Below are 25897 nucleotides of genomic sequence, written 5' to 3'. Positions count from 1 at the left end.
GGGCTGGCGGGCGGGGCGGCGACGTCCGCGGGTCAGGTGATCTGCGATCTTGGCGGGCTGAACCAAATCGAAGAAATCGATCCGTTCGCGCGCGTGGCGATCATGCAGGCAGGCGTGACGCTCGGCGCGCTGCAGGGGGCGGCGGCGGTGCATGGCCTCGACCCGGGCATCGACCTTGCCGCGCGCGGCAGCGCCACGATCGGCGGCATGGTTTCCACCAATGCCGGCGGCATCATGGCGTTTCGCAACGGCACAATGCGCCATCGCGTGCTCGGGCTCGAAGCCGTGCTGCCGGACGGGCGGGTGTTTTGCGACCTCACCCGGGTGCTGAAGACCAGCGCCGGCTATGATTTGAAGCATCTGTTCATCGGCGCCGAGGGCACGCTCGGCATCGTCACCCGCGTGGCGGTGCAGCTCGATCCGGTGGCGGGCGCCAGCGCCGCAGCACTTGTCGGCGTGCCGGATGCGGCCAGCGCCCAGCGCATCGTGCGGCATTTCCTGGGCTCGACCAGCGCACGGCTCACCGCCGCTGAGATCCTGTGGCGCAATTTCGCCTCGCTCATGCAGCGGGCGCTGAATTATTCGCCGGGAAGCCTGCCGCTCGACGCGCCCTGCCTTCTGGTGCTGGGGCTCGGCGCCGACAATATCGAGGCGGCTCGACAGGTGCTGGAGGACGGGCTGGCGACGGTCTGGGAAGAGGCCGGTATCATCGACGGGCTGGTCGCGAGCTCCGAGGCGCAAGCGGTCGCGATGTGGCGGCTGCGCGAGGAGACCGAGCAGATCGAGCGCGCGCATCCCATGGCGCCCTCCTTTGACGTGTCGGTGCCGGCCGGTACACTGGACGCCTATGTGGCGCGCGTCGAGGCGGGACTGAGAGTGCTCGACGCTTCATACACGCCCTATGTCTACGGCCATCTCGCCGACGGCAATCTGCACATCTCCATCAATTGCGACGGGCCGGTCTCGCATGAGCGGCACGCGGCGATCGAGGACGTGCTTTACGAGGGGCTGCGAGAGGCCGGCGGCTCGTTCTCGGCCGAGCATGGCGTGGGGCTGGAGAAGCGCGAGGCCTATGAGCGGCACGCCGACCCGGTGAAGCGGGATTTGGCGAAGGCGATCAAGGCGTTGATCGACCCGGGTGATGTGATGAATCCGGGGAAGGTTATTTCCGGAGAGTGATGGCTATGCCCTGAAAGGCTGGCGGGACCGCACCCCCCTCTGGTCTGCCGACCATCTCCCCCGCAAGGGGGGAGATCAGCAGGTTTGCCGACGGCATTCTGCTTCCAACGCCGGAGATTGGCGAAAGCCTAGGCGACATCCAATCTCCCCCCTTGCGGGGGAGATGTCCGGCAGGACAGAGGGGGGTGCGAAGGAACTCAGAGCCGCTCCAGCTTGCCTCCCTCGGCGCTCAAGCCGCCAGCTGCACGTCCCTTGCCGCGGCGACCATCACGCAGGCGAGCAAGCCGTAAGCCGCTGCCCAGGCTTCTCGCGCCTCCTGCGTGAAAGCCTCGCCGAGGCCTGCGTCGAGCGTCTCGATCAGCGTCTGGCCGACGGTCGCATAGTGGTGCTCCTCGACGCCGTAGCCGACATGGCGCCGGCGAGATCCTGGACCGTGGGCAGGATGGTCTCGGCGCGCGACAGCCCATGCACGACGAAACCCAGGGCGGCCATCAGCTTGGCGCCCTGCTTTTTCATGTCGGTTTCGACAAACAGCGTCCTGAGACTGCCGTCGATGGCGAACAGCTTCTCGTAGAACAAGGCCGCGGCCGCTTCCTTGATCGGCACGACCTCGCGAAAACTCTCCTGCACAAGCTTGATCTGGTCGGGTGTCATAGGCGCATGCTCCTGGGTTTTGGGATGCGCGACCATCGGCTTCGAGCGTTTCGCGGGCATGCCGGTTGTAGGGATGGTGTGTTTCAGCTTGGTCTCTGGCGGGTATCGGGGCGCTTCAACCTGGTTCCTCGCCCCCGCGAATGTGGAGAGGTGGCTCGGCGAAGCCGAGACGGAGCGGGGGAATGGCGCAACCTCGATCGGGAAAAGCATCGCTTTACGAAGCCCCCTCTCCGTCCGCGTCGCGGCCACCTCTCCCCCGCCGCCGACAGGGGCGAGGAAAAGCGTCGGCGCGCTACTCGCACTGCCGGCGCGGGCCGCCGTCGAAGGGCTGGTAGCTGTTGTCCTGCGGATCGTAGGAACGGTAGCGGCTGAAGCAGTAGTCGACATGGTCGCCGGAGACCGGGCGGCCGGACGCCTGTTCCCGAGCCGCCTCAGCCTGGGGCGAAATCTCTTCCGGCGGGCCGCCATAGGTGGTGGCATAGCCGTCGCTGGACGCGGCGTAGCCTTCCATCTCGGCCTGGTCGTCGCTCAAACGGTCATCAGGCGTGGCGTCCCGGCGATCGTTCGCTGCTGCCTGGTCGTTGGTCTGATCGTTCTGGCCGGTCGAGGCAGTACGGTCGCCGCCGGGGTCGTAATAGGGCGAGATGCAGGGGCGCAGCTCGCCGCTGTAGGAGCGGTAGCTGTTTTCCGCCGGGCGGTAGCTGCGATAGCGGGTGGCGCACCATTGCAGGTGCGCGACGGGCAGTTGCTGCTGGGCCTGCTGATCGGGCGCGGCCGGCCGCCGCGCCGCGTTGTCGCCGGGCGCGGGCTGGTCCGGCGCGGATACATCGGGCAATGGCTGCAGCGGCGGCGCCGCGGGAGGCGCCGTGGCCGCGCCAAGCGCCGTCGTCTGCGTTCCGCTATCCGCCGTGTTGGCCGGTTCGCCTGGGACCGGTTCGCCTGGGGTCGGCTCGCCGGTCTTGGCGGGCGCGGCCACCGCATGCCGGGCGGGAATGCGCTGGAGGTTCTGCTTTTGCGGATCGACCGGCTGGGCGTCCTTCGTCCAGAGCTCGGAAACGCCGATCGTCGGCATTGCCTGGCGCACCGGCTTGGCGACGAGCAGCCAGGTGGCGAAGGCAAGCCCGCTGGCGAATACGGCCAAGGTCAGCACGAAGCCGCCGGCAATTCCCAACAAAGCCTTCACGCAACGCTCCTTCAGCCCCCACTCATAGAATGCGGGGCGCGAGATGGAGTTCCTTGTCCCGCGCAATGGGGGCCAAAGTCGGGCGGGGACGCGCAGCCGCCGGACGCCAGCAATGCGGATCGTGGCGTCAGGCCTGGCCAACCACTTCCTTATACTCCCGCACCTTGCCGTCCTGGCCTCTGATCCGCCAGGTATCGCCGTCGCGGCCCTCAATATGGCTCGCCGCCAGCGGCACCTTGCCGCCGCCATCCGGCAGGTCGATGACATAGGTCGGGTTGCAGATGCCGGAGAGCCGCCGGCGCAGCCCGGCGACCAGCGCCTGGCCCTCGGCGATCGTGGTGCGGCGGTGCGCCATGCCGCGCGCGAGATCGCCATGGTGCAGGTAATAGGGTTTAACGCCGAGACGGTACATCAGCTCGCGGCAGAGTTCCTCCAGCACTTCGACCTTGTCGTTGACGCCTTTCAGGAGAACGCTCTGGTTGAGCAGCACGAAGCTCGCCTGCCGCATGGTACGGCAGGCTGCTTCGGCTTCGGAGGTAAGCTCGCGCGGGTGGTTGAAGTGGGTCACCACCGTGACCATCAGCCGCCCCTGCAGCGCCTCGACCAGGCCGGGTGTTATGCGCGACGGCAGCGCCACCGGCACGCGGGTGTGGATGCGCAGCAGCCTGAGATGCGGGATCGCCTCCAGGCGGACGCGGATTTCGGCCAGCGCCTTGTCGGGCAGCGACAGCGGATCGCCGCCGGTCAGGATCACCTCGCGGATTTCCGGGTGATCCGCGATATAGGCCAGTGCCGGCTCCAGCGCTTCGCGCGTATAGCCGCGGCCGATCGAGGTCAGCGACTCTTTTCTGAAGCAGAAGCGGCAATAGACCGCGCATTGATAGGTCGGAAACAGAAGCACGCGGTCGGCATGCCGATGCGTCAGCCTGGGCACCGGGCTGAAGGCGTGGTCGCCGATCGGATCGTCGAGCTCGCCCTCGGCGGCGACCAGCTCGTCGGGCGACGGGATCACCTGGGCGCGGATCGGATCATTGGGGTCGTTCCAATCGATCAGGTCGAGATAGGGCTTTGGCACGCGCACCTTGTGGGCGGCCGCGGCCTCTTGCGCGGCGGCGCGCTCGGCGGGCGACAGCGGCAGGGACGCCAGGTCGCGGACATGGCGCACGCCGGCGCGGACATCGTCCTGCCAGGTAGCCTCATTTTTTCGGGCCGGATCAAGATCGCGCGCGGCGGCCGGTTCTCTGAGGTCTGAGGTCATCGGTATCTCGGGTGGCAATTCACGCCGGATATCGGCCCAATGGACGGCGGGGTCAATGGCGAGCGACGTCGCGGCGCCCGGCATGCACCATAGGTATCTGAGCGAAATGCGATTAGGCTGCGCTCTCCGGGGCTTAGGGGCAACAAGAATGGATTTCAGCGCAGGTCACGGCTACCTTCTCATTGGCGGGCTCATCCTTGTCGGCACCGGCCTGCTGATCCTGTCGCTGATCGTCAATCTACGGGTGGCGCATAGTGTCCGCGATGACGTGCGCCACCGCGAAAAGCTGCTGGAATACTACCGCAACATCTTTTCGCAGCTGGGCGTCATCCTGATCGGCATCGGCATCTCGCTGTTCATCTTCTTCTTCCAGCAGAACTACCAGGACCAGCGCAAACACGAGACCGAACTGCAGCAGGTGCTTGCCAAGCTCGCCGCGCGCATCGCCCGCGGCGCGCCGGTCATGCAATCACTCGGTGAATTCGACGACTTGCTTGATGATGGCGGCCCCTATCTCAGCCCCGATCTCGGCGGCAAGAACACCGCGGTCAGTCTCCAGGGGACAGAGCTCGGCAAGCAGGCGGCCAAGATCCTCCTGGTCGAGCGCGACGTCGATCTTGCCGACTTCGACGTCCTGAACCTATCGCGCGATTTCGAATCCTCCTTCGTCGTCAACGAGCTTGATCCCAGGCTGTGGTTCGACATCGTGCGCGACGAGAGCGAGATCAAATACGCCACCACCCAGCTTGCGCTCGACTACAAGGACCTGCAGCAGTCGATCGGCGGCGAGCCGGCGGAGACAGTGGTCGCCGACCCCGAAAAGGAGCGCAGGATCAAGCAGGAGGTGCTGGACATCTTCTACGATGCCGACCTCTTGCGACAGCGCGCCAGAAGGCATCTGGCCCGGGCCTGTTGGCTCTTCGGCCAGGGGCGCGGCTTCGTCAAAGCCGTCCCGATCGATGCGATCGAGACCGATGCCAAGTCGCATCAGCAATGGCTCGACCAGTCAAAGCCGGTGCTCACGCAATCGAAGTCGGGCAGCGGCGACTGTTTCGCGCTGCTCCATTATGGTCGGGCGTCTTGACCGCCCGGCCCCTTTTAATCGGGCCTACGCTGCAGCGTGCCCAGATGATTGTCGTTGAGAAAATCGATGGTGATCGCCGACGCCTTGCCATCGGGGCCGACGACGAAGCTGACGCCGGCCGGCCTGTCGGGCGTCTCGGTGTCGGGGAAGGTCACGAAGCGATCGCCGTCGAAATGCGCCAGCGAATAGGAACGCGCCCCTGACGGCCCGAGCTTGAGCACCAGGCCGTCGCCGGCTGCCGACACCACGGCATCGCCGATGAAGTCGTTGGCGTAGCGGCCGGCATATGCGCCAGCCGGCCGTGACGGCGTCGGCGGAGACGGTGGCCCGGCATAGGCGGCCTTGGCCGCTTCGACCATCGGGCCGAACAGGCCGGCATAGATGCCGTTCCACGCCTCGATCCAATCCTTCTCGACCGAACCCTCGAAGACGAGATCGGCGAAGCTGTCGGACAGTCCCTCGGGCACCCCGGTCGGAAAGGCGTTGGTGAGGATGACGATACCGAGTTTCTCTTTCGGAAAGATCGTCACCAGGGTGCGGGCGCCGACGCTGAAAGCGCCGGCATGGCCCCAGCTCAGGCCGTGCCGGCCGAATTCGATGTTCCAGCCGAGCCCATAGAAGGATTCGCCGCCGGAGACCGGGTTCTTGCCGCGCGTCATCAGGGGGACGTGCGTCTGGGCCAGCGCATCGGCGGCAATCAGGGTCTTGCCGGCGTAGACGCCGTCGCCGAGCAGCAGGCGGACCCATTGGGCGAGATCGCGCGCGGTGGAGCTGACGCCGCCGGCGGGCGCCTGGGCGTCCGGGTCGCGCTCGATCCTGGCGGCCCAGGCGCCGTCGACCCTGACATGCAGCGCGGCGCGATCGGCGTGCCGCATGAAGTCCGCGTGACGGGAGCTGGTCGAGGCCATGCCGAGCGGACGGTAGAGCTTCTCCTCGGCGATTTCCTCCCAGGACTTGCCGGTCGGCCTGGCGGCCGCGACCGCACCTTCGGTCAGCCCGAAATTAGAGTAGGAGTAGCCGGCGCGAAAGCTCGACGATGGCGGGACGAAGCGCAAGCGGTGGAGGATGGTGGCGCGATCGTAGCCTATGTCCTCGAGATCGTCTCCGGCGGTGCCTGGAAGCCCGCTGCGATGCGAAAACAGGTCGCGGATGGTGAGCTCACTCGTTGGATAGGGATCGGCGAGCCGGAAGGCCGGATCGAGGTCGGCGATCTTGGAATCCCAGGATACTGTTCTGTCGCTGACCAGCGCCGCCACGACCGTGGCCGAGACCGGCTTGGAGAGCGACGCGATCTGGAACACCGTGTCAGCGTCGACGGCCTCCGGCTTTCCGGCTTCGCGGTGCCCGAAGCCCTTGAGGAAGACCACCTCGTCGTTATGCACGACGGCAACGGCGAGGCCAGGAACGCCACCTTTGTCGACAGCGCTTTGCGCCAGCACTTGCAGCTTGGATAGCGCAGCAGCGATCCGCTCGGGCGTGACGGGGTCGGCCGCCGTCGTATGGGGCCAAAGCGCGATAGCCGCGACGACAGCCCAAATCCTCAAACGCCGGAGATTGCGATCAAGCCGCATGCGCGCCCTCCCGTCCCTGCATTCACCAGGCCATAGTACAAGGTGGCGCGCACGCGGCCAATCCTTGCAGGGCCATCCTCCGCAGCAGCTTCGAGGATGGCCAGAAGGGGGAAATGCTGGTGAAACGCGCCCTCCCTCTCGATCTGCCTCACCTTTCGAACTTCCTGATCGCCTCCGCCGTCACCGGCGTGAAGAAATTGACGAGGTTGCCGTCGGGGTCGCGAAACAGCAGCGAGCGGTTGCCCCAGGGCATGGTTGTCGGTTTCTGTACCACGGCCTCGTCCAGACTCCCGGCAAGCCGCTGGTATTCCGCATCGACGTCGGCGACGCGGAACTCGATGATGGCCGTGCGGTTGGCGGCGGCCTGCGCGACATGGTCGCCGCCGAAGAGCTGCAGCGTGCGCGTGCTGCCGATCGCCAGCGTACCGGCCTCGGTGATCAGCTCGGCGAAGTCCTCGGTGTAGAGCGTCAGTTTCGCGCCGGTGACCTCCTCGTAGAAGCCGACGAGGCGCTTGACGTCGGCGGTGATGATGCGGGTCGAGACGAAATTCATGGGTGTTGTCCTTATGTTGGCCGCGCCGATCGAGGCGCCGCGGCCGACTTGTGGACCCATGCTGTTGCCAGCATAGTGGCAACAGGAGACATGCCTTGCGCCGCGCCGACAGACTGTTCCAGATCATCCAGATCCTGCGGCGCTCGAGCCGACCGATCACCGCCAGCCAGATCGCCGAAGAACTGGAAATCTCGCGCCGCTCGGTCTATCGCGACATCGCCGACCTGGTCGGACAGCGCGTGCCGATCCAGGGCGAAGCCGGTCTCGGCTATGTGCTCGACCGCGACTACGACATGCCGCCGCTGATGCTGACCCCGGACGAGCTGGAGGCGGCCGTGCTCGGCGCGCAATGGGTGGCCGACAAGGGCGACGCGGTGCTGGCGGCAGCGGCGCGCGACCTGATCGCCAAGATCGCGACGGTAGTGCCAGAGCGGCTGCGCCCCTTCGTCAGCAATCCAACCGTCGGCGCGCCGCTCAGCCGGCAGGGCCTGCCCGACGGGTTGGATATTGCGCGGGCGCGGGCCTCGATCCGCAAAGGTCACAAGATCCGGATCCGCTACCGCACCGAACAGGGCGACGAGAGCGAGCGCGTCGTCTGGCCGACCATGATCGGCTATGCCGAGACCGTCCGGCTGCTCGCCGCCTGGTGCGAGCTGCGCCAGGATTTCCGCCATTTCCGCACGGATCGGATATCCGCAGCTGCCTTTCTCGACGAGCGTATCGGCTGTCGGCCGGCTGAATTGCGCAGCCGCTGGAAGCGCCACATGCAGGCGCAGGGCATTCAACTGCCTTAGTCGCGGCGCGGGCTACCGCGAAAGCTGGCGATCCTTCATGCGAGCGCCGTGGAGCACGACTTCAACTCCATTGCGCGACCATTGCCGCAATCGACCGGCGCGGCGTTTTCGGGCAATCTCCACCGAGCAGTTCGCCACGGGGAGATGGTGCCTGCCGAGGGAGGACTACCATGACCAACTTGCCGCGCTATGAGGATGCCGTTGCGCAATTCCGCATCGAGGACGAGACCGCGCGTCTTCATGGCGATCCCGCCACCGGCATCAACGCCTATGTCGAATGCTGCGGCCGCTATACCGGCGAGAACCGGCTGGCGCTGCGCGCGATCTCGGCCGGCGGAGAGCTGCGCGAGTACTCCTTCGACGATCTGGCCGACCTGTCCGGCCGCGTCGGCACCATGCTGAAGGAGCTGGGTGTTTGCCCCGGCGATGTCGTGGCCGGCATGCTGCCGCGCATTCCTGAGCTGGTGGCGCTGATCCTCGGCACATGGCGCGTCGGCGCGGTCTACCAGCCGCTGTTCACCGCCTTCGGGCCGAAGGCCGTCGAGCATCGTCTGAGCTACAGCAAGGCGAAGCTGGTTGTGACCAACCCTGCCAATCGCGGCAAGCTCGACGAGGTCGACAACCGTCCGCGCGTCGCCACCATCCTTGGCGCCGGCGACGTCTTGCCCGCCGGCGACATCGACTTCCGCGCCGCGCTTGAAGCCGCCTCGCCCGACTGCGAACCGGTGATGCGCAAGGGCGACGACCTGTTCATGATGATGTCGACCTCCGGCACGACGGGGCACCCGAAGGGCGTGCCGGTGCCGCTCAGCGCGCTCACTGCCTTCGGCGCCTATATGCGCGACGCGATCGGGCTGACGCCCGACGACATCTTCTGGAACATCGCCGATCCCGGCTGGGCCTACGGGCTCTATTATGCCATCACCGGGCCGCTGCTGCTCGGCATCGCCACCACCTTCTACGAAGGCGCCTTCAACGCCAAATCGACCTACGACATCATCGAGCGCCTGGGCGTCACCAGCCTTGCCGGCTCGCCGACGGCCTATCGCCTGCTGATGGCGGAAGGGCCCTCGGCCGCGGCCCACGTCAAAGGCAGGCTGCGCGTGGTGAGCAGCGCCGGCGAGCCGCTCAACCCGGAAGTGATCCGCTGGTTCGACGCCAACCTCGCCGTGCCGATCCACGATCATTACGGCCAGACCGAGAACGGCATGATGGTCAACAACCATCACGGGCTCAAGCATCTGGTCCGCGCTGGCTCGGCCGGCTTCGCCATGCCGGGCTACCGCATGGTGGTGCTGGATGATGAAGGCAACGAGCTCGGCCCCAACCAGCCCGGCGTGCTCGCGGTCGATATCGCGAACTCACCGCTGCGCTGGTTCGGCGGCTACCACGAGGCGGAGACGCCGGCGATCGTGGGCGGCTATTACCGCACCGGCGACACGGTGGAATATGAGCCGGACGGCTCCGTCTCCTTCATCGGCCGGGCCGACGACGTCATCACCTCGTCCGGCTACCGCATCGGGCCGTTCGATGTCGAAAGCGCGCTGATCGAGCATCCGGCGGTCAACGAGGCGGCGGTGGTCGGCGTGCCCGATCCGCAGCGCACCGAGATCGTCAAGGCCTTCGTGGTGCTGGCGCCCGCCTTCAAGGGCAGCGAGGCGCTGGCCGAGGAGCTCGCCCAGCATGTGAAGAAGCGGCTCTCGGCACATTCCTATCCGCGCGAGGTCGAGTTCGTCGCCGAGCTGCCGAAGACGCCGAGCGGCAAGATCCAGCGCTTCCTGCTGCGGAAGGCCGAGGTGGAGAAGCGCAAGCCGGAATAAAGATTTGTGGCCGCCTCGATTTCCGCCACGCAAAAGCCGCCAAGTCGGGCGATGGCACGCAAGGGCTGTTGGTCGCTAACCTTGGGGTGTTGCAGCATGCGGTTGGTCTTAACGCTTCTCTTTGCACTGGCGGGCAGCACGACGCTCGCGGCCTCGCCGGAGGACGACTACATCGCCGCGCGCGACAAGGCGATCGCCGATATCACCGCGCAGGAAAGCGCCAACACGGCAATCGAAACCATCGATGCGCAGAACGAAAAGGCGCTGGCCGATCTCCAGCAGCGGCTCGCCACCATTCTCGGCCCGCTGTCAGTCAAGGATTTTCCGGCGGCCGGCACGATGAACGTTCAGAGCCTCAACGCTTCCGATATCGGTTTCGGCATGCTCGACGGATTGAGATATTCCCAGAGCGACGACGGCCCGAGCATCGTCGCTTCGACGCGCGGGCTGACCGAGCGCTGGCTGAAGTCCAAATCGGCCGAAGCGGAAGCCGATTTCAAGCTGCCCGCCGACATTGGCGCGGCGCTGAAGCTCGACAGTTTCTACACCCAGGCCATCGGCAGCGACGCGGCATTCTCCGGCACGCTCGACTTTTCGCTGAAGAAGCCCGACGGCGCCGATGCAGTGGTCGCCCGGCTCGGCGGCTGGACCCAGGATGTCGGACCGATCTACGACCAGCACATCGTCGTAGCGGTCGTCAAAGGCGACCGCGTGCTGGTTGCCGAGGCCCCCGCCTCGCCAGCCGTGCCGAAGATCGCGGCGTGCGATTCGCTCTGGGCAGCCGCCGACGCGGCGGCGCAGAAGACCCAGCAGACCGATCAGGGCTCGGACCAGGACGACTCGCCCGCCACCGATGCCGCCAACGCCGCCTGGGAAAAAGGCGACGCCGACTACCGGGCCTGCATGGCCCAGCGACTGCCCGGCGACCCGTCCTTCCCGGCCTTGCTCAAGCAGGCACAGGACCTCGCGGACGGCATGGCAGGGAAATAGCCTGCCAGAGGAATTCCGGGCGCAGCAGTTTCCTCAGCCTCCGTTCGCCCGTATGTTACGCCGGGGGACGCGGCGGGCGGCCGGGCGGGCCGCTTCGGCGATGATCCCGTTGGCTTGAGGCACGGCATCCTTGCGCGACCTTGCATCCGTCACCCGATGCAGGCGCTCGTAGGGCAGCAATTCCCGAATGCGGGCATTGAGCGCTTCGACCTCGGCGCGCAAGTCCTCGCATTCCTGCTTCTGGATATCGAGCTGGATCTGCTCGGACGCCTGCTGCAGCGAAAGCTGCGAGAGATTGGTGCTGACCGCGGACAGGTTCCTTTTGTCGGCTTCGCTCTCGTCCTTGAGAACGGCGAGCCTTTCCTGCGCGATCTGGCGTTCGGTGACGGCATCGTTCAACTGCGTCTTGAGCCTGGTGATCTCGGCGGTTGCTTCGCCATTGTCGATCGAGACCTGATCCATACGCGACTGTAGTTCCTGGATCTCGGCACGCAAACCGCGCATTTCCGCCTGGCCGCGCGCCAATTCGGCGGCACTGTCGCTTTCGGCGATCCGCGCCGTCTCGGCTGTTTCGGCAAGCTTGGCCTGCGTTGCCTCCAGCGTCTTCTGCAGCCGGGTTTCTTCCTTTTCGTGGTTGCCGAGTTGAGCCATCAGCTCGGCAATATGGGCGGTTTCGCCGGCGTGGGCTGCCGCGAACTCATCGAATCTGTGCCGGGCCTCCGCCTCGCGCTTTTGCGCCTGCTCCAGATCGACCGAGAGGCCGACCTGCTTTTCGCGCAGCAGCTTGTTCTCGGCGCCGCGTCGGTCGAGCTCTACTGTCTTGGCCGCCAGAGCCTTGGCGATCTCGCCGAATTCAGTCTCGCGCCTGCCGCTCTCATTGCCCATCTCCACCAGTTCCAGGCGCACGGCCGCAAGCGCTGAGCGCAGCTGTTCGCGGTCCTGGACGAGGCTCGCCTCGCGCTGTTGCCACGCTTCGGCCGCGCCGTCGCGTTCGCGCTGCCTGCGGGCGGCGTCGAGCAATTGTTCCGAGAGCGTCTTGTGCTCGGTGGTGAGAGCGAGGTTTGCCAGTTCCAGCTCGTTGGAGCGCAAGACGTCGCGATGGAAGACATTGAGGACCTCGCGCGTCATGTGATGCGCGGTGGCGATCTCCGCCAGCTTGGCCTCGATCTCCTGGAGATGCCCCTGCCCGTCGCGGAAAAGCCCGGCCACCGCCTCCAGGGCGGCAAGCCGCGTCTGGGTGTGTGGCGTCAGCCGCGATGGAGCTGCGTCGGGCTGCTCTTCGGGCGGCGGATTCTCGTCGCTTGCCACCAGCTCCTGACCGGCAACGGCATCGTCCTCCGACGGTGTCTTTTCCTCATCGGCAAGAACGTCCTCGAATGCTTCCGCCAGATCCGATTGGAGTTCCTGAAATTCCTTATCGACGTCCTCGGCCCGCTTGATCAGAGACTTGAAATTCATCACGGCACATCCCTTAAGCTCGACGACACAACTTTTTACGCTCGCCCCCGGGCGTACTTAACGAATTGCTAATCTATCCCTTTACCTTCCGTTCGGGAAGCCTCTGCAAGGGAAACCAAAATTAAGGTTATCGTCGCTCCCAATCTTATGCGGATCGGCTGCCAAGAGATCCCCTCTTCCGCTCCCACCATATGTTGGTCTGCTCTCTCGACAGGGGTTGAAAGCATGCGCCACAAAGGAGAAAGACAGCGAGCTGCTTGTCATCATTCACATGACCGATGCGAAGACTTTCAAAGTCGCAAGTGAGCATTGAAAGGAGAGTTCCCCTATCGATCCACGGCAGAGCACTCGATGGAGCCGCCCTTCCCACTTGCCTCTCCGCACCCTCTTGTTGCCTTCCCCTCGCATCCCGATATTGTCCTGCCGAAGCCGGTCCCATCCAGACCGCGGACACAATTGAAACAACCACAGGATGAATCCCTTAACGCGCATGGCGCGTCGGGCAGAATGGAGATTTGGGAAAGCCGAGATGACGGATCAGAAGACGGAAACCAGGACATTCGAGGCGGACGTCTCGCGGCTTCTGCACATGATGGTGCATTCGGTCTATTCGGACCGCGATGTCTTCCTGCGCGAGTTGATCTCCAATGCGGCGGATGCCTGCGAGAAGCTGCGTTTCGAGGCGGTGAGCCGGCCCGAGTTGCTGGGTGACGATGCCAAGCCGCGCATCACGATCGCCGCCGATCCGGACAACAGAGAGCTCGTCGTCGAGGACAATGGCATCGGCATGAGCCGCGACGAGATGGCGGAAGCGCTGGGCACGATCGCGCGCTCCGGCACGCGCGCCTTCATGGAACGCGTCGAGGCCGGCAAGGCGGCGGAGGACACGCAGCTCATCGGCCAGTTCGGCGTCGGCTTCTATTCGGCCTTCATGGTCGCCGACCGGGTCGACGTCACCAGCCGCCAGGCCGGCAGCGACGAAGCCTTCCGCTGGTCGTCCGACGGCAAGGGCACCTATGAAATCGCGCCGGTGCCGCTCGAGGCGGCTCCGAGGCGCGGCACGCGTGTCGTGCTGCATCTGATGGAAGACGCCTCTTCCTACACAACGCCCTATCGGCTCGAAGGGTTGGCGAAATCGCAGTCTGGCCATGTGCCGGTGCCGATCACGCTGGTCGAAAAGCCCGGCGCCGAGCCGCGCGACATCGCCGACGGCACAGCGCTTTGGGTTCGGTCGAAGAGCGAAATCAAGCCGGAAGAATATACCGACTTCTACCGTAGCATTGCCGGCCAGTATGACGAACCGGCCTCGACAATACATTTCCGCGCCGAGGGCCGGCAGGAGTACAGCGTGCTCGCCTTCGTGCCCGGATCGCAGCCGTTCGACCTGTTCGACCAGGACCGCAAGGGCCGCATGAAGCTCTATGTGCGGCGCGTCTTCATCACCGACGATGCCGATGTGCTGCCGCGCTACCTGCGCTTCGTGCGCGGCCTGGTCGATTCCGCCGACCTGCCGCTCAACGTCTCGCGCGAGATGATCCAGGAAAGCCCCCTGCTCGCCTCGATCCGCAAGGGCGTGACCAACCGCATTCTCGGCGATCTCGCAAAGCTCGCCGACAACGATGCCGAAGCCTATGCGAAAATCTGGGAGAATTTCGGCGTCGTCCTCAAGGAAGGCCTCTATGAGGATTATGAGCGGCGCGAGCAGTTGCTGAAGCTTGCCCGCTTCCGCTCGACCGCTTCGGGCGAAGGCTGGCGCAGCCTCGCCGACTATGTGGCGGCGATGAAGGAAGGCCAGAAGGCGATCTTCTTCATGGCTGGCGACGACCGTGCGCGGCTCAAAGCCTCGCCGCAGCTCGAAGGTTTTCGCGCACGCGATATCGAGGTGCTGTTGCTCACCGATCCGGTCGACAGTTTCTGGGTGACGATGGCGCCGGAGTTCGACGGCAAGCCGTTCAAGTCGGTGACGCAGGGCGCGGCCGAGCTTGCCGATGTCGCGCTGCCCGAGGACGCAGCGAAGCCGGACGCCGGAACGTCATCCGACGTCGCGACGTTCCTTGCCTTCGTGAAGACGGTGCTCGGCGAGGAGGTGTCTGACGTGAAGGCCTCCGACCGGCTGACCGAAAGCGCCGTCTGCCTCGTCGCGCCGGAGCATGGCCCGGACCGCCAGTTCGAACGCCTGCTCAACGCCGCCGGCCGGCTCGACAAGGCCGCCAAGCCGATCCTCGAGATCAACCCGCGTCATGAGCGCGTCGCAGCGCTGGCAAAGCTCGGCGACGATGAAAAGGCGTTCAAGGAAGACGCCGCGCATCTGCTCTACGACGAAGCGCGCGTGCTCGACGGCGATAAGCCGGCCGACGCCAAGGCCTTCTCTGCGCGCCTGGCGCGGCTGATCGATCGCGGGTTGGCGAAGGGGTGAGCGACAGCGCCGCCCTCGGGCGGCGCGGGGCCTGCCAGCGTCCAGTCGGAACCCGACGCTGGCACATTTCCCACGGTCCGCTTAGCTTTATCGTTTCCCACGGATAAGCGGCAGGAGCTCCGATGAAGCGCATCGTTCTGGTCAGGCACTCGGAAGAACCGGGCGACGATCATGTCCAGACCACCCTGGAGGCCAACGGCCATTCAGTCGCGACAGCAATGCCGTTCAAGGGTGAGGCGATCGATCTCGACGCTGTCAACGGCGCGGTGATCTATGGCGGCCCGTTCAACGTCTTCGACACCGACAAGCATCCGTTCCTCGATCACGAAGCCGCGCTGATCGAGCATTGCCTTGACAACGACCTGCCACTGCTCGGCATCTGCCAGGGCGCGCAGCAGATCGCCTGGCATCTCGGCGCCGATGTCGGGCCGGTGGAAAGCGGCATCAGGGAGTTCGGCTATTTCGAGATCACGCCGACGGCCGAGGCCGGCGACTTCCTCGACCGGCCGCTCTTCCTGCCGCAGAACCATTTTCATACCTTCGCCCTGCCGGCAGGCGCAGTGCACCTCGCCTCGAGCGAAACCTTTCCCAATCAGGCGTTCCGGATCGGCGACAAGACCTATGCGCTGCAGTTCCATGCCGAGCAGGGTCCAGCCGGCTTCCGGCGCTGGCAGGAACGGCAAGGCGCGCCGTACGGAACGCTCGGCGCGCAGGACCGGAACGAGCAGGACCGGCTGATGGAATCCCACCACGCGACGCAGCTTGCCTGGTTCAGCGGCTTTGTGACCAAGCTCTTTAGCTAAGGCGTGCGTAAGTGGGACTTCGCCTATGAGCATAGAAGGCTTCTGCGATCCGCGTTTTGCCGGAGTCCGCGATGCGTTCGCCTGGTGTTTCGCCCAAGGCCTCGAACATGGCGGCGGCGTCTCGATCGTGGTCCATGGCAGGACTGTCGTCGACCTTTGGGGCGGTCATGCGGATGCCGCACTCACCCGGCCGTGGCGGCGTGACACGCTGGTCAATGTCTGGTCCTCGACCAAAGGCGTCGTGGCGCTGGCGATCGCGATGCTGGTGGAGCGCGGCAAGCTGGATTATGCCGCGCCGGTCGCGCGCTATTGGCCGGAATTCGCGGCCGGCGGCAAGGAGCGCGTCACGCTCGATCAGGTGATGTCGCACCGGTCCGGGCTGAACGGTCTCGCCGTGCCGATGGACGAGGCGGGCCTGCTCGCCTGGACGCCCTATGCCAACGCGCTTGCCGCCATGTCGCCGCTATGGGAGCCCGGCAGCCGCTGCGTCTACCATGCCCTCAGCTACGGCCATCTTGCCGGCGAGGTGCTGCGGCGCGTCGACGGGCGCAGCATCGGCCGCTTCATCGCGGAAGAGATTGCAGTCCCGCTTGGGGCCGATTTCCACGTCGGCCTGCCGGAGCCCGAGGATACCCGCGCCGCAGAGATGATCGAAGGCCCGCAAGCTTCGGATTGGGTCGAGTTCGTGCGCACCTCTGCCTTTCCGCAGGCATGCGACAACCCGACGCCACGCGCCCTGGCGCCCAACGACCGCGCCTGGCGCGCCGCCGAGGTGCCGGGCGGCAACGGCCAGTCCACCGCCCATGCGCTGGCGCGGATCTACGGCATGATGGCGGCAGGGGGGACCCTTGACGGCAAAGTCTTGATCGGCCGCGCGGCAATCGAAGAAGCCGCAAGGCCGCGCTTTCGCGGCATGGACGACAGTTTCGCGCTGCCGGCCGCCTTCGCCGCCGGCTACCAGATCGAGGATCCTGTCTATGCAGGCCGCGCGTCGCCGCAAACCTTCGGCCATACCGGCTGGGGCGGCGCCATCGGCTTCGCCGATCCCGGCGCCGGCGTTGGGTTCGGCTACGTCACCAACCGCATGGTGGGTTTCGACGATGTCGACCCACGCCGCAAAGCCCTGATCGACGCCGTCTACGATGCGCTTTAGGCCGCGTTCCTAGCTCCTCAGCCCCGGCGCTTCCTGGCCGGTGCGGGCGACATATTCGGTGTAGCCGCCACCATAGGTGTGGATGCCTTCGGGGGTCAGTTCCAGCACGCGGTTGGACAGTGCCGCCAGGAAATGACGGTCGTGCGAGACGAAGAGCATGGTGCCTTCATACTGCGACAGCGCCTCGATCAGCATCTGCTTGGTCGTGATGTCGAGGTGGTTGGTTGGCTCGTCGAGCACCAGAAGGTTGGGCGGATCGAACAGCATCAGCGCCATCACCAGCCGCGCCTTCTCGCCGCCGGAGAGCACGCGGCACTTCTTCTCGATCTCGTCGCCGGAGAAGCCGAAACAGCCGGCAAGCGCCCGCAGCGGCGCCTGTCCGGCCTGCGGGAAATTGTCCTCCAGCGTCTGGAACACGGTGCGCTCGCCATCGAGCAGTTCCATCGCGTGCTGGGCGAAATAGCCCATCTTGACGCTCGGGCCGCGCGCCACCGAGCCCTCGTCCGGCTCCGAGGCGCCGGCGACCAGCTTCAAAAGCGTCGACTTGCCGGCGCCGTTGATGCCCATCACGCACCAGCGTTCGCGGCGGCGGATCTGGAAATCGAGACCGGAATAGATCGAGCGGCTGCCATAGGATTTGTGGATGCCCTTCAACGTCGCCACGTCCTCGCCGCAGCGCGGCGCCGGCTGGAACTCGAAGGCGACCGTCTGGCGGCGCTTCGGCGGCTCGACGCGGTCGATCTTGTCGAGCTTCTTCACCCGGCTCTGCACCTGCGCGGCGTGCGAGGCGCGCGCCTTGAAACGCTCGATGAAGGCGATCTCCTTGGCCAGCATCGCCTGCTGGCGCTCGAACTGCGCCTGCAGTTGCTTGTCGGCCAGCGCGCGCTGCTCCTGGTAGAATTCGTAGTTGCCGGAATAGGAGGTGAGCGCGCCGGCATCGATCTCGATGATCTTGTTGACGATACGGTTCATGAACTCGCGGTCGTGCGAGGTCATCAGCAGCGCGCCATCATAGTCCTTGAGGAATTTCTCCAGCCAGATCAGGCTTTCGAGGTCGAGATGGTTCGACGGCTCGTCGAGCAGCATGACGTCGGGCCGCATCAGCAGGATACGGGCGAGCGCCACGCGCATCTTCCAGCCACCGGAGAGCTTTGAGACGTCGCCGTCCATCATCTCCTGGGAGAAGCCGAGACCGTCCAGCACCTCGCGAGCGCAGCCGTCGAGCGCATAACCGTCGAGCTCCTCGAAACGGTGCTGCAATTCGCCATAGCGCTCGATGATCTGATCCATCTCGTCGACGCGGTCAGGATCGCCCATGGCGTGCTCGAGCTCGCGCATCTCGGCGGCGACCGCGCTCACCGGCCCGGCGCCTTCCATGACCTCGGCCACGGCGCTCAAGCCGCCCATGTCGCCGACATCCTGGCTGAAATAGCCGATGGTGACGCCGCGATCGACCGAGACCTGCCCTTCGTCAGGCTGCTCCTGACCGATGATCATGCGGAACAAGGTCGTCTTGCCGGCGCCGTTCGGGCCGACCAAGCCGACCTTCTCGCCCTTCTGCAAGGCGGCAGAGGCTTCGATGAAGACGATCTGTCGGCCGTTCTGCTTGCCGATATTTTCAAGACGGATCATGGGGCGGTCCGGGAAACTGCGCTGACGTGGCGGGATTTGCCCGGGCGTGTACGCGAATGAGGGCGGCAGGGGAAGAGGCAGAAGCGCCGCAGATGAGATTGGCGAAGGCGGTTGTGACGGCCAATCTCCCCCGCAAGGGGGGAGATTAGCAGCTTCGGCGCCGCGCCCTACCTCGCGTCATGGAAAATAATCCCCACCGTATGCCGCCGTCCTGATCTCAATCGGCTAACCCCGTGTCTGAGATTCACCCGGTAATACCCCTTCGTCCCCTGCACCGGCCGGTTGTGCACGGCGAAGATCACCGCGTCGCCGCGCTTGAGCGGAACCACCTCGGCGCGGCTTTGCATGCGCGGGCGCTGCTCGGTGAGCACGAACTCGCCACCGGTGAAATCCTCGCCGGGTTCCGAGAGCAATATCGCCACCTGCAGCGGAAAGGCGAGCGCGCCGTAGAGGTCCTGGTGCAGACAGTTGAAGTCGCCGGGACCGTATTGCAGCAGGAGCGGCGTCGGCCTCACCTGGCCTTCGTCGTGGCAGCGCTTCAGGAAGGCGGCGTGGTCGGCCGGATAGCGAAGCGCCACACCCATTTTTTCGTTCCAGTCATTGGCGACCGTGGCGAGGCGCGGATAGAGCGCGGTGCGCAGGCTCTCGATCAGGTCCGGCAGCGGATATTTGAAGTAGCGATATTCACCCTTGCCGAAGCCGTGGCGGGCCATCACGACATGACTGCGGAAATGCTCCTCATGCGGATAGAGGCCGGCGATGTCGGTGCATTCTTCCGCCGACAGCAGGTCGGGCATGACGGTACAGCCGTGGGCGTTGAGGTCCGAGACGAGGTTGCGCCAGTCTTGTGCCGCGACGCGGGCTTCGGCGGAGCGGCTGGCACGCTTGGTGTTGAGTGAATGGATGGTCATGGGTTGGCTCCATCGCTTGCTTACCCAAAAATGGAGCGCGCTAGGTCACGGGGCCACCCGATTCCTGCGGAGGTGGGCGCCTGCGACGGAACTGCTGATCTCCCCTTGCGGGAGAGATGGCCGGCAGGCCAGAGGGGGGTGTGAGGGAACGCAACCTCCCCAGCTTGTCCTTTTCAAGCGAGGCAGCTTCCGGAAGCTGCCGCTATTTGCGCGGATAGGCAGCGGGACAGCACCCCTCTGCCCTGCCGGGCATCTCCCCCGCAAGGGGGGGAGATCAGCAGCTTCACCGCTTGCGATACTTCTCCAGCTCCGGATCCAGCTCCACCCTCACAGCATTGGTGAACACGCAGGTCGCCACCATGATGCCGGCGAAGGCGACGAGGTTGACGAGCAGCGTCTCGTCGTAGCGCGCCTTGAGCGCTGCCCAGGTTTCATTCGAAACCGTATTGGCGTCGGCGGCGGTCGCCCTGGCGAATTCGATGAGAAGGGTTTCGTCGGCTGAAGGTTTAATCGCATCAGGATCGAGGCCGTTGTCGATCAGCGCCCGGCGGAAGAAGGTGACCGGGATTTCGGCGCGCATCGTCTCGGCGATCGCCTTCGAGAACAGCCAGATGGCGCGGTCGTCGAGCGTGGGCTTGAGAAGATCGCGCAGCGTGAACCACTCGGCGTAGATGCGGTGGGCGGCCGGCGAATGAAGCAGGATGCGCTTCATGTTGGTCATGCGGCCGCGCAGGCCCAGTTCCCTGTCGTGCTCGGCGCGGATTTCGTCGGAGGCCGTCGCATAGTCGATCGGCGAGAGATGCACCATCGGCCTCACCCCAATGTGGCATGCAGCGCGGGCGCGCCGCGCAGCGTGTTGGAGACGGTGCAGATATCCTCGGCGTCCGCGAGGATCCGCTCTTTCGTCGTCGCATCGAGGTCGCCGTCGATTTCCAGTTTGATCTTGAACGTCTCGACCCGCGACGGCTCGTCCTTCGCCTTCTCGCCGGTGACCTGCGCCCTCACCTCGCCGAGCCGGTCGGCGACGCCGAGGCGGTTGGCGGCGATGCGGGCGCTGAGCACCATGCAGGCGGCTAAGGAGGCATGGAGCAGGTCGAGAGGGCTGAAGCCGGGGGCGCTGACCTGCGTGACGACATCGACGGTGCCGCCGGTCGGTGTCGTGACCGCCGGCAGGCCACCCGGCGGCAGGACGGCAAGCGCGCCGACTTTTCGGGTTCTGACTTTGAGGTCCGCCATCGAATGTCTCCAACTTTGAATACATTGATAGCGGAGGGGAATTCACCGAGGCAATCGCCGAAGCAGGCCATGGGGGGTTAGCGTCTGCTCGCCCCCACGAAAGTGGGAGAGAGGTGGCTTGGCGAAGCCAAGACGGAGGGGAGCGCCCCACGAAGGCCCCTCTCCGTCCGCTTCGCGGATACCTCTCCCCGCCTTTGGCGGGGCGAGGAACCAAGCGGTGAAGCGCTACCTCGTCAAATCCAGCGCCGCCGTCAGGTCGCCCATCGGCGGCTGGTCGTTGTTGCGCAGGGCCTTGTCGCGGGCGACGATGCCGGGCAGCACCGGGAGGTCGTAGCGGTTGGTGATGAAGCGCAGGATCGAGGTGGTGTCGTACTGGGTGTGGTCGACCATGCCCATCTTCGCGTAGGGCGAGATGATGAAGGCCGGAATACGGTTGCCCGGGCCCCAGCGATCGGCCTTCGGCGGCGCGACGTGATCCCAGAAGCCGCCATTCTCGTCATAGGTGACGACGACCAGCATATGGGCCCATTGCGGGCCCTTCTCCAGATGCGCGACGAGATCGGCCAGATGCTGGTCGCCCGAGGTCACATCGGCATAGCCGGCATGTTCGTTGAGGTTGCCCTGCGGCTTGTAGAAGGAGACGGCCGGCAGCTTGCCGCCGTCGATCGCCTTGATGAACTCTTCGCCGCCGAGGCCGCCGTCCTTGAGGTGTTCGGCACGCGCGGTCGTGCCCGGCGCGTAGGCGGCGAAATAATTGTAGGGCTGGTGGTGGAACTGGAAGTTCGGCACGGGCGTGGCGTTCTTGCCGTCGAGCGCCGCCTGCCAGGCGCCTGAATACCAGGCCCAGGAAACGCCCTTGAGCGACAGGAGATCGCCGATGGTGATCTCCTGCTGCGGCGGCAGCGTGGTCGGCTGCGCCGGATCGGCGAGCGCCTTGTCGCCGCCCTCGACCGGCTTGTTGGCGCTCGGCTGGTAAGGCGGCTGCATGGTGTTGACGGCGTAGAAGTCGGGCGTGATAGCGCCGTCATTGGCGAATTTCGGCACGCCGCCCAGCGCCGAGGCCGGCGAATTATCGGCCGGCTTCAGCGTCACGCCATCCGGCTCGACGACGGCGATCTGGCCTTTCACCGGGCTGGCGTCGGCATTCGGGTAAAACGGGGCGCAGGCGCAGGCGAGCATGAAGTGGTTGAGGAAGGAGCCGCCGAAAGCGCCCTGGAAGAAGTTGTCGGCGAGCACGTATTTCTTGGCGATCGCCCACATCGGCAGGTTGGAGCCGTCATAGTGGCCCATAACCAACGAGCCGGAATCGGCCCAGGCGACGAACTTGTCGTTCCGGCCAGCGTCGATCTGCATCTGCTCCTGGTAGAAGCGGTGCCAGAGGTCGTGCGTGACGACGTTGGTGCCCTCGTTGAAACCCTTGGGATCGTCGATGGCGAAGGTAGCGTTGGCCAGGTGCGCGCTCTGCTCTTCCGTCACCGCCGGCGTGACGCCCTTGCCGGTCAGTCCGCCCCAGGCCGGCGGCAGTTCGGAAAGCGGCTTGCCGTCGCGGTCGAGCTGGCGCGCCTGGTCGGGCGACACGTTGGCCAGGCCGTTGGCGCCGGGGAAGCCGCCATAGAGGTTATCGAAGCTGCGGTTCTCGGCGTAGATGACGACGACGGTGTCGATCTTGTCATAGCCGGGAGGTGCCGCGTGGGCAGTAGCGGAGAGCGATGCCAGCGCCGTGGTGGCGAGGCAAAGAGAGAGCAAGGACCGGATCATTGGGAAATGCCTCGTGGCTTGGGAATGGCTGGAGGACGGCAATGCAGGAACGCAACGGCATCAATGCCCAGCTACTTCGGCGCGTTGTCATCCATGTGACAGTTCTGCAGCGTCCGAACACGGTTTCGTGAACGATACGGCCGGTCATCAATCCGTTGCACTCGAACCTTACGTCGCGAACGAAATCGGGCGAAGGAAATCAGGGATGTCGCCGCGGACGATGGGACGGAAAAATCACGTGATCGCCGTTCTGGCGGCTTCGATGATCGGCTTGACCGCGCCTGCCGACGCCGCGGAACCTTCCGGCGTCCATCCCGGCCCGATGTCGCGTCAGGACGCCTTCGCCCGAGCCGACGCGCTGACGGCGCTCGGGCGGCAGATGTTCTTCGATCCGTCTCTCTCGGCATCGGGCAAGCAGGCCTGCTCGTCCTGCCACGATCCCAACCACGCCTTCGGCCCGGCCTCGGCGTCGCCGGTCGAGATGGGCGGGGCCAACCTCGACCGACCCGGCGTCCGTGCCGTGCCGTCGCTGCGCTATCTGCAGGCTGCACCCGCCTTCACCGAGCATTTTTACGACTCCGAGGATGAAGGCGACGAGAGCGTCGACAACGGCCCGACCGGCGGCCTGACCTGGGACGGCCGCGCCGACCACGGCAAGGACCAGGCCAGGATCCCGCTGCTGTCGCCCTTCGAGATGGGCAACAAGGACGAGGGCGACGTGGTCGCGGCGCTGGGCAAGGCGCCCTATGCCGACGCCTTCAAGGCGGCGTTCGGCGCCGATGTGTTCGAGCACCCGCAGGACGCCTTCGACGCCGCGGTCGAAGCGCTCGGCACGTTCGAGCAGAGCAGCGCCGATTTCTATCCCTATTCCAGCCGTTACGACGCCTTCCTTGCCGGCAAGGCGCAGCTCTCGGCGCAGGAATTGCGCGGCCGCATGCTGTTCGAGGACGAAGCGAAGGGCAATTGCGCGAGTTGCCATCTGAGCGAGCCGGCCAACGACGGCGAGCCGCCGCAGTTCACCGATTACGGCCTGATCGCGATCGCCGTGCCGCGCAATCCGGCGATCCCCGCCAATGCCGATTCCGATTATGTCGACCTTGGCCTGTGCGGTCCGATGCGCACCGACTTCAAGGGGCGGACGGAATATTGCGGCCTGTTCAAGACGCCGACCCTGCGCAACGTGGCCTTGCGCAAAAGTTTCTTCCACAACGGCTATTTCCACACGCTGCGCGAAGCAGTGGCCTTCTACGCCAGCCGCGATACGGATCCCGGGCGCTGGTATCCGAAGAAGGCCGACGGCACGGTCGACAAATTCGATGACCTGCCGAAAGCCTATTGGCCGAACCTCAACACCGATCCGCCGTTCAACGGCAGAAAACCCGGCGACAAGCCGGCGCTGACCGACGCCGAGATCGACGACATCGTCGCCTTCCTCGGCACGCTGACCGACGCGGACCAGGCAGGGCAGTAGCGCAAGCGGCCAAGGAGATTGGTGGACGCACGGCCTGATTGCAGCCGGAGCCCTGCTATCCACCGCAAATATGTGCCAATGTGAGCCACGTCATAGGAACGCCAAGTCGCGCCTGCTATGTTGCCCATCTCTTCACAGATGGAGTCTCCGATGAGGTTCGTCGCGGTGCAGGAGCCGCCCGGCGGCAGCTGGGCGGTTTTCGATGCGGGTAATGGCGCGCCGGCCGAATATGCCGGCCGGGTGCTTATCGGCCTGACATCGCGTGAAGCCCGCTGGTTCGTCGCCGCGGGCAACGACCATGAAGCCTGGCCCGGCCGGCCGGGCGCGCAACTGCGGCTCGTCAGCGGAAGCGGCTCGCAGCCGATGCGGGAAAGGCACGGCCAAACAGGCGGTTGAGAAGACGCACTGACGGATTGATTCAACGCGGCGCGACCTCGGTGCCGCTCCTCATTGCGCCGGCGCGTAGCGGCTCACCACCATGCCGCAGGCATAGGACTTCGAGCCGAGGAGCTTCAGCCCGCCAAAACCGCCCTTGTCGAAGATGCGGCGGCCGCTGCCCAGCACCGCAGGATTGATGAAGAGCTGGAACTCGTCGACCAGACCGGCGGCGATCAGCGCGGAGGCAAAGCCCGCGCCACCGAACACGGCGATGCTGCCGCCCTCGCCTTGCTTCAGCGCATCGACCTCGCGCGGCAGGTCGCCGCTGACGACCCGCGTCCGTTGCCAGCGCGAAGCCTCGAGCTTGTCGCTCGCCACCACCTTCTCAACCTCGACGATGCGCCGCGCGAAGGCATAGAAGCGATCCTGCGGGTATTTCCTCGCGGCATTGCCCCAATGGGTCAGATATCCCTCCTCCACCATCTTGCGGCTCAACAGGATGGTGTCGATGGTCTCGAAAATGGCGTTGAAGTCCTGTTTGAGCTCCTCGTCCCAGGCGCTGTCGTCGCCCCATTCCCAGAGCTGCCAGCGACGATCCTCATCGGCGCCGACAAAACCGTCGACCGACATCTGCATCTGAAGGATGAGATTCTTCATTCGGGTCTCCTCTCCTGTATTTGCGGCGCGGAGCGCTAGCTGGCATTGCGCGAACGGGCGAAGGCTCTCACCCAGGTTTCGAAGCTGGTCGGCGTGGCGTTTTCGGCTGAGGGCGCCTCCAGCGCCCAGCGCTCGCCTCTGTTGAAGCTTGCCGCCGTTTCGCCCAGCGCATCGGCAAAACTCGCCGATATGCCATTGGCGACCATGCCGGCCCGCGCTTCGGCGAAAGGCGCTTCATGGTAGGCGACATCCTTGCCGATCGCCCGGCCCAGGATCGTGGTGGCCTGATCGAGCGTGTGGGAACCGCCGCCGTGCAATTCGACGACGCGCCGGGCCGGAAAGTGTTCGGCGCTCAACAGCACGGCGGCGCGCTCGCCAATGTCCTTGGCGGCTATCAGCGGCATCGGCAGGTCGCCGCGGAAGGGCGAGGCAAAGACGCCGGACGCCGCCTGCTCGACGAAGCCCATGCCCTTGACGAAATTCTCCATGAAGAAGGAGGTGCGCAGATAGACCAGTTGCTCCAGGCCGAGCGCGGCAAGCCGCTCTTCCATCAGCGCGGCACCCAGCGAGGTGCCCATTCTGAGATGGGCATTGAGGCCGCTGAGCAGCACGACACGGCGCAGGCCGGCCTTGGCGATGGACGCTGCCAGCCGTGCGCCGACCTCATTCTCGAAACTGTGCAGATCGGGCGCGGTGACATCGAAGGGGATCATCACATAGGCGCCATCGGCGCCCGAGAAGGCGGCGTCGAGCGCCGCCTGGTCGTCAAGCGCGACGCCGAGGCTGCGGGCGACGCCGCGCACCGTGTGCCCTGCCCTGGTCAGCCTGGCCGAGACCTCGGCGCCGACCTCGCTGGTTGCGCCGACGACCACGATCGTACGGTTGGCTTGCTCGCTCATGACGCTCTCCTCTCTGCTCAAATGATTTACTTTCGGAAC

Annotated in this window: 22 protein-coding genes and 1 pseudogene; 10 read left to right on the top strand and 13 right to left on the bottom strand. The window is 65.6% G+C overall.

Annotated features, from left to right (window positions below; genetic code table 11):
- On the top strand, positions 1-1179 hold a 1179-nt coding region (locus FJ471_RS12975), incomplete at its 5' end, for an FAD-binding oxidoreductase (RefSeq protein WP_140803552.1).
- A gap of 229 nt (positions 1180-1408) precedes the next feature.
- On the opposite strand, the pseudogene FJ471_RS12965 reads toward FJ471_RS12975, so the two are convergent.
- From FJ471_RS12965 to FJ471_RS12955, 3 genes and pseudogenes are all read right to left on the bottom strand, one after another.
- Positions 1409-1833 (bottom strand): annotated as a pseudogene (locus FJ471_RS12965) (globin family protein).
- Between the two features lie 292 nt (positions 1834-2125).
- Positions 2126-3016: a BA14K family protein gene (locus FJ471_RS12960; protein ID WP_246684707.1), complete on the bottom strand. Its 891-nt coding sequence runs from the start codon at positions 3014-3016 to the stop codon at positions 2126-2128.
- A 127-nt stretch (positions 3017-3143) separates the two neighbouring features.
- The gene (locus FJ471_RS12955) at positions 3144-4274 is read right to left on the bottom strand and encodes a KamA family radical SAM protein (RefSeq protein ID WP_140803550.1); all 1131 of its coding nucleotides are present in this window, start codon (positions 4272-4274) and stop codon (positions 3144-3146) included.
- Between the two features lie 148 nt (positions 4275-4422).
- Between FJ471_RS12955 and FJ471_RS12950 the strand changes: the two genes are divergently transcribed.
- The gene (locus tag FJ471_RS12950) at positions 4423-5358 is read left to right on the top strand and encodes a hypothetical protein (RefSeq protein ID WP_140803548.1); all 936 of its coding nucleotides are present in this window, start codon (positions 4423-4425) and stop codon (positions 5356-5358) included.
- A gap of 14 nt (positions 5359-5372) precedes the next feature.
- Here the strand turns inward: FJ471_RS12950 and FJ471_RS12945 are convergent, their stop codons facing one another.
- Positions 5373-6929 carry a serine hydrolase gene (locus tag FJ471_RS12945; protein WP_140803546.1) on the bottom strand — a complete coding sequence of 519 codons (1557 nt, stop codon included), beginning with the start codon at positions 6927-6929 and terminating at the stop codon, positions 5373-5375.
- A gap of 148 nt (positions 6930-7077) precedes the next feature.
- Complete coding sequence (locus FJ471_RS12940; RefSeq protein ID WP_140803544.1) at positions 7078-7482, bottom strand: VOC family protein; 405 nt, start codon at positions 7480-7482, stop codon at positions 7078-7080.
- Between the two features lie 95 nt (positions 7483-7577).
- On the opposite strand from FJ471_RS12940, the gene FJ471_RS12935 reads away from it, so the two are divergent.
- The 3 genes from FJ471_RS12935 (at position 7578) to FJ471_RS12925 (ending at position 11086) form a co-directional block, all read left to right on the top strand.
- Entirely contained in the window at positions 7578-8276 is a 699-nt protein-coding gene (locus tag FJ471_RS12935) for a YafY family protein (RefSeq protein ID WP_140803542.1), read from the top strand.
- 170 nt (positions 8277-8446) lie between these two features.
- Positions 8447-10096 carry an acyl-CoA synthetase gene (locus tag FJ471_RS12930; RefSeq protein WP_140803540.1) on the top strand — a complete coding sequence of 550 codons (1650 nt, stop codon included), beginning with the start codon at positions 8447-8449 and terminating at the stop codon, positions 10094-10096.
- Positions 10097-10192: 96 nt separating this feature from the next.
- The gene (locus FJ471_RS12925) at positions 10193-11086 is read left to right on the top strand and encodes a hypothetical protein (protein ID WP_140803538.1); all 894 of its coding nucleotides are present in this window, start codon (positions 10193-10195) and stop codon (positions 11084-11086) included.
- 33 nt (positions 11087-11119) lie between these two features.
- Here FJ471_RS12925 and FJ471_RS12920 read toward each other — a convergent pair whose 3' ends face one another.
- The gene (locus tag FJ471_RS12920; RefSeq protein ID WP_140803536.1) at positions 11120-12544 is read right to left on the bottom strand and encodes a hypothetical protein; all 1425 of its coding nucleotides are present in this window, start codon (positions 12542-12544) and stop codon (positions 11120-11122) included.
- Between the two features lie 529 nt (positions 12545-13073).
- Here FJ471_RS12920 and htpG point away from each other — a divergent pair.
- The 3 genes from htpG to FJ471_RS12905 all read left to right on the top strand — a co-directional run bounded on the left by htpG (position 13074) and on the right by FJ471_RS12905 (position 16916).
- A complete protein-coding gene (htpG, locus tag FJ471_RS12915) occupies positions 13074-14960 on the top strand; it encodes a molecular chaperone HtpG (RefSeq protein WP_140803534.1) in 1887 nt (628 codons plus the stop codon).
- Positions 14961-15082: 122 nt separating this feature from the next.
- Entirely contained in the window at positions 15083-15763 is a 681-nt protein-coding gene (locus tag FJ471_RS12910; protein WP_140803533.1) for a gamma-glutamyl-gamma-aminobutyrate hydrolase family protein, read from the top strand.
- Positions 15764-15788: 25 nt separating this feature from the next.
- Positions 15789-16916 (top strand): serine hydrolase domain-containing protein, encoded by a 1128-nt coding sequence (locus tag FJ471_RS12905; protein ID WP_140803532.1) that lies wholly within the window; start codon positions 15789-15791, stop codon positions 16914-16916.
- Positions 16917-16925: 9 nt separating this feature from the next.
- On the opposite strand, the gene FJ471_RS12900 is transcribed toward FJ471_RS12905, so the two are convergent.
- The 5 genes from FJ471_RS12900 to FJ471_RS12880 all read right to left on the bottom strand — a co-directional run bounded on the left by FJ471_RS12900 (position 16926) and on the right by FJ471_RS12880 (position 22453).
- Entirely contained in the window at positions 16926-18548 is a 1623-nt protein-coding gene (locus tag FJ471_RS12900; protein WP_140803531.1) for an ABC-F family ATP-binding cassette domain-containing protein, read from the bottom strand.
- A gap of 167 nt (positions 18549-18715) precedes the next feature.
- Positions 18716-19459: a 2OG-Fe(II) oxygenase gene (locus FJ471_RS12895; RefSeq protein ID WP_140803530.1), complete on the bottom strand. Its 744-nt coding sequence runs from the start codon at positions 19457-19459 to the stop codon at positions 18716-18718.
- A gap of 283 nt (positions 19460-19742) precedes the next feature.
- Positions 19743-20267, bottom strand: a complete 525-nt coding sequence (locus FJ471_RS12890) for a hypothetical protein (RefSeq protein ID WP_140803529.1) — start codon at positions 20265-20267, stop codon at positions 19743-19745.
- Positions 20268-20272: 5 nt separating this feature from the next.
- Positions 20273-20695, bottom strand: a complete 423-nt coding sequence (locus FJ471_RS12885; protein ID WP_140803528.1) for an OsmC family protein — start codon at positions 20693-20695, stop codon at positions 20273-20275.
- A 225-nt stretch (positions 20696-20920) separates the two neighbouring features.
- Positions 20921-22453, bottom strand: coding sequence for an acid phosphatase (locus FJ471_RS12880; protein ID WP_140803527.1), 1533 nt, complete (start codon positions 22451-22453; stop codon positions 20921-20923).
- Between the two features lie 262 nt (positions 22454-22715).
- On the opposite strand from FJ471_RS12880, the gene FJ471_RS12875 reads away from it, so the two are divergent.
- Positions 22716-23924: a cytochrome-c peroxidase gene (locus FJ471_RS12875; protein WP_246684710.1), complete on the top strand. Its 1209-nt coding sequence runs from the start codon at positions 22716-22718 to the stop codon at positions 23922-23924.
- A gap of 150 nt (positions 23925-24074) precedes the next feature.
- Positions 24075-24320 (top strand): hypothetical protein, encoded by a 246-nt coding sequence (locus FJ471_RS12870; protein ID WP_140803525.1) that lies wholly within the window; start codon positions 24075-24077, stop codon positions 24318-24320.
- 51 nt (positions 24321-24371) lie between these two features.
- On the opposite strand, the gene FJ471_RS12865 is transcribed toward FJ471_RS12870, so the two are convergent.
- Together FJ471_RS12865 and FJ471_RS12860 are read right to left on the bottom strand one after the other, a co-directional pair.
- Complete coding sequence (locus tag FJ471_RS12865) at positions 24372-24959, bottom strand: dihydrofolate reductase family protein (protein WP_140803524.1); 588 nt, start codon at positions 24957-24959, stop codon at positions 24372-24374.
- A gap of 35 nt (positions 24960-24994) precedes the next feature.
- Positions 24995-25858 carry an NmrA family NAD(P)-binding protein gene (locus tag FJ471_RS12860; protein WP_140803523.1) on the bottom strand — a complete coding sequence of 288 codons (864 nt, stop codon included), beginning with the start codon at positions 25856-25858 and terminating at the stop codon, positions 24995-24997.
- Positions 25859-25897: the final 39 nt, after the last annotated feature.

Origin of the sequence: Mesorhizobium sp. B2-7-1 (assembly GCF_006440735.1) — a bacterium.
Taxonomy (GTDB): Bacteria; Pseudomonadota; Alphaproteobacteria; order Rhizobiales; family Rhizobiaceae; genus Mesorhizobium.
The sequence above is the reverse complement of the archived record's forward strand: the minus strand, read 5'-3'. Positions and strand labels throughout refer to the sequence as shown.

Bases quoted from the DNA above. Each gene is read 5' to 3' on its own strand.
- FJ471_RS12955 (WP_140803550.1), bottom strand. From the start codon at position 4,274: ATGACCTCAGACCTCAGAGAACCGGCCGCCGCGCGCGATCTTGATCCG.
- FJ471_RS12950 (WP_140803548.1), top strand. From the start codon at position 4,423: ATGGATTTCAGCGCAGGTCACGGCTACCTTCTCATTGGCGGGCTCATC.
- FJ471_RS12945 (WP_140803546.1), bottom strand. From the start codon at position 6,929: ATGCGGCTTGATCGCAATCTCCGGCGTTTGAGGATTTGGGCTGTCGTC.
- FJ471_RS12940 (WP_140803544.1), bottom strand. From the start codon at position 7,482: ATGAATTTCGTCTCGACCCGCATCATCACCGCCGACGTCAAGCGCCTC.
- FJ471_RS12930 (WP_140803540.1), top strand. From the start codon at position 8,447: ATGACCAACTTGCCGCGCTATGAGGATGCCGTTGCGCAATTCCGCATC.
- FJ471_RS12925 (WP_140803538.1), top strand. From the start codon at position 10,193: ATGCGGTTGGTCTTAACGCTTCTCTTTGCACTGGCGGGCAGCACGACG.
- FJ471_RS12920 (WP_140803536.1), bottom strand. From the start codon at position 12,544: ATGAATTTCAAGTCTCTGATCAAGCGGGCCGAGGACGTCGATAAGGAA.
- htpG (WP_140803534.1), top strand. From the start codon at position 13,074: ATGACGGATCAGAAGACGGAAACCAGGACATTCGAGGCGGACGTCTCG.
- FJ471_RS12910 (WP_140803533.1), top strand. From the start codon at position 15,083: ATGAAGCGCATCGTTCTGGTCAGGCACTCGGAAGAACCGGGCGACGAT.
- FJ471_RS12905 (WP_140803532.1), top strand. From the start codon at position 15,789: ATGAGCATAGAAGGCTTCTGCGATCCGCGTTTTGCCGGAGTCCGCGAT.
- FJ471_RS12900 (WP_140803531.1), bottom strand. From the start codon at position 18,548: ATGATCCGTCTTGAAAATATCGGCAAGCAGAACGGCCGACAGATCGTC.
- FJ471_RS12895 (WP_140803530.1), bottom strand. From the start codon at position 19,459: ATGACCATCCATTCACTCAACACCAAGCGTGCCAGCCGCTCCGCCGAA.
- FJ471_RS12890 (WP_140803529.1), bottom strand. From the start codon at position 20,267: ATGGTGCATCTCTCGCCGATCGACTATGCGACGGCCTCCGACGAAATC.
- FJ471_RS12885 (WP_140803528.1), bottom strand. From the start codon at position 20,695: ATGGCGGACCTCAAAGTCAGAACCCGAAAAGTCGGCGCGCTTGCCGTC.
- FJ471_RS12880 (WP_140803527.1), bottom strand. From the start codon at position 22,453: ATGATCCGGTCCTTGCTCTCTCTTTGCCTCGCCACCACGGCGCTGGCA.
- FJ471_RS12875 (WP_246684710.1), top strand. From the start codon at position 22,716: ATGATCGGCTTGACCGCGCCTGCCGACGCCGCGGAACCTTCCGGCGTC.
- FJ471_RS12870 (WP_140803525.1), top strand. From the start codon at position 24,075: ATGAGGTTCGTCGCGGTGCAGGAGCCGCCCGGCGGCAGCTGGGCGGTT.
- FJ471_RS12865 (WP_140803524.1), bottom strand. From the start codon at position 24,959: ATGAAGAATCTCATCCTTCAGATGCAGATGTCGGTCGACGGTTTTGTC.
- FJ471_RS12860 (WP_140803523.1), bottom strand. From the start codon at position 25,858: ATGAGCGAGCAAGCCAACCGTACGATCGTGGTCGTCGGCGCAACCAGC.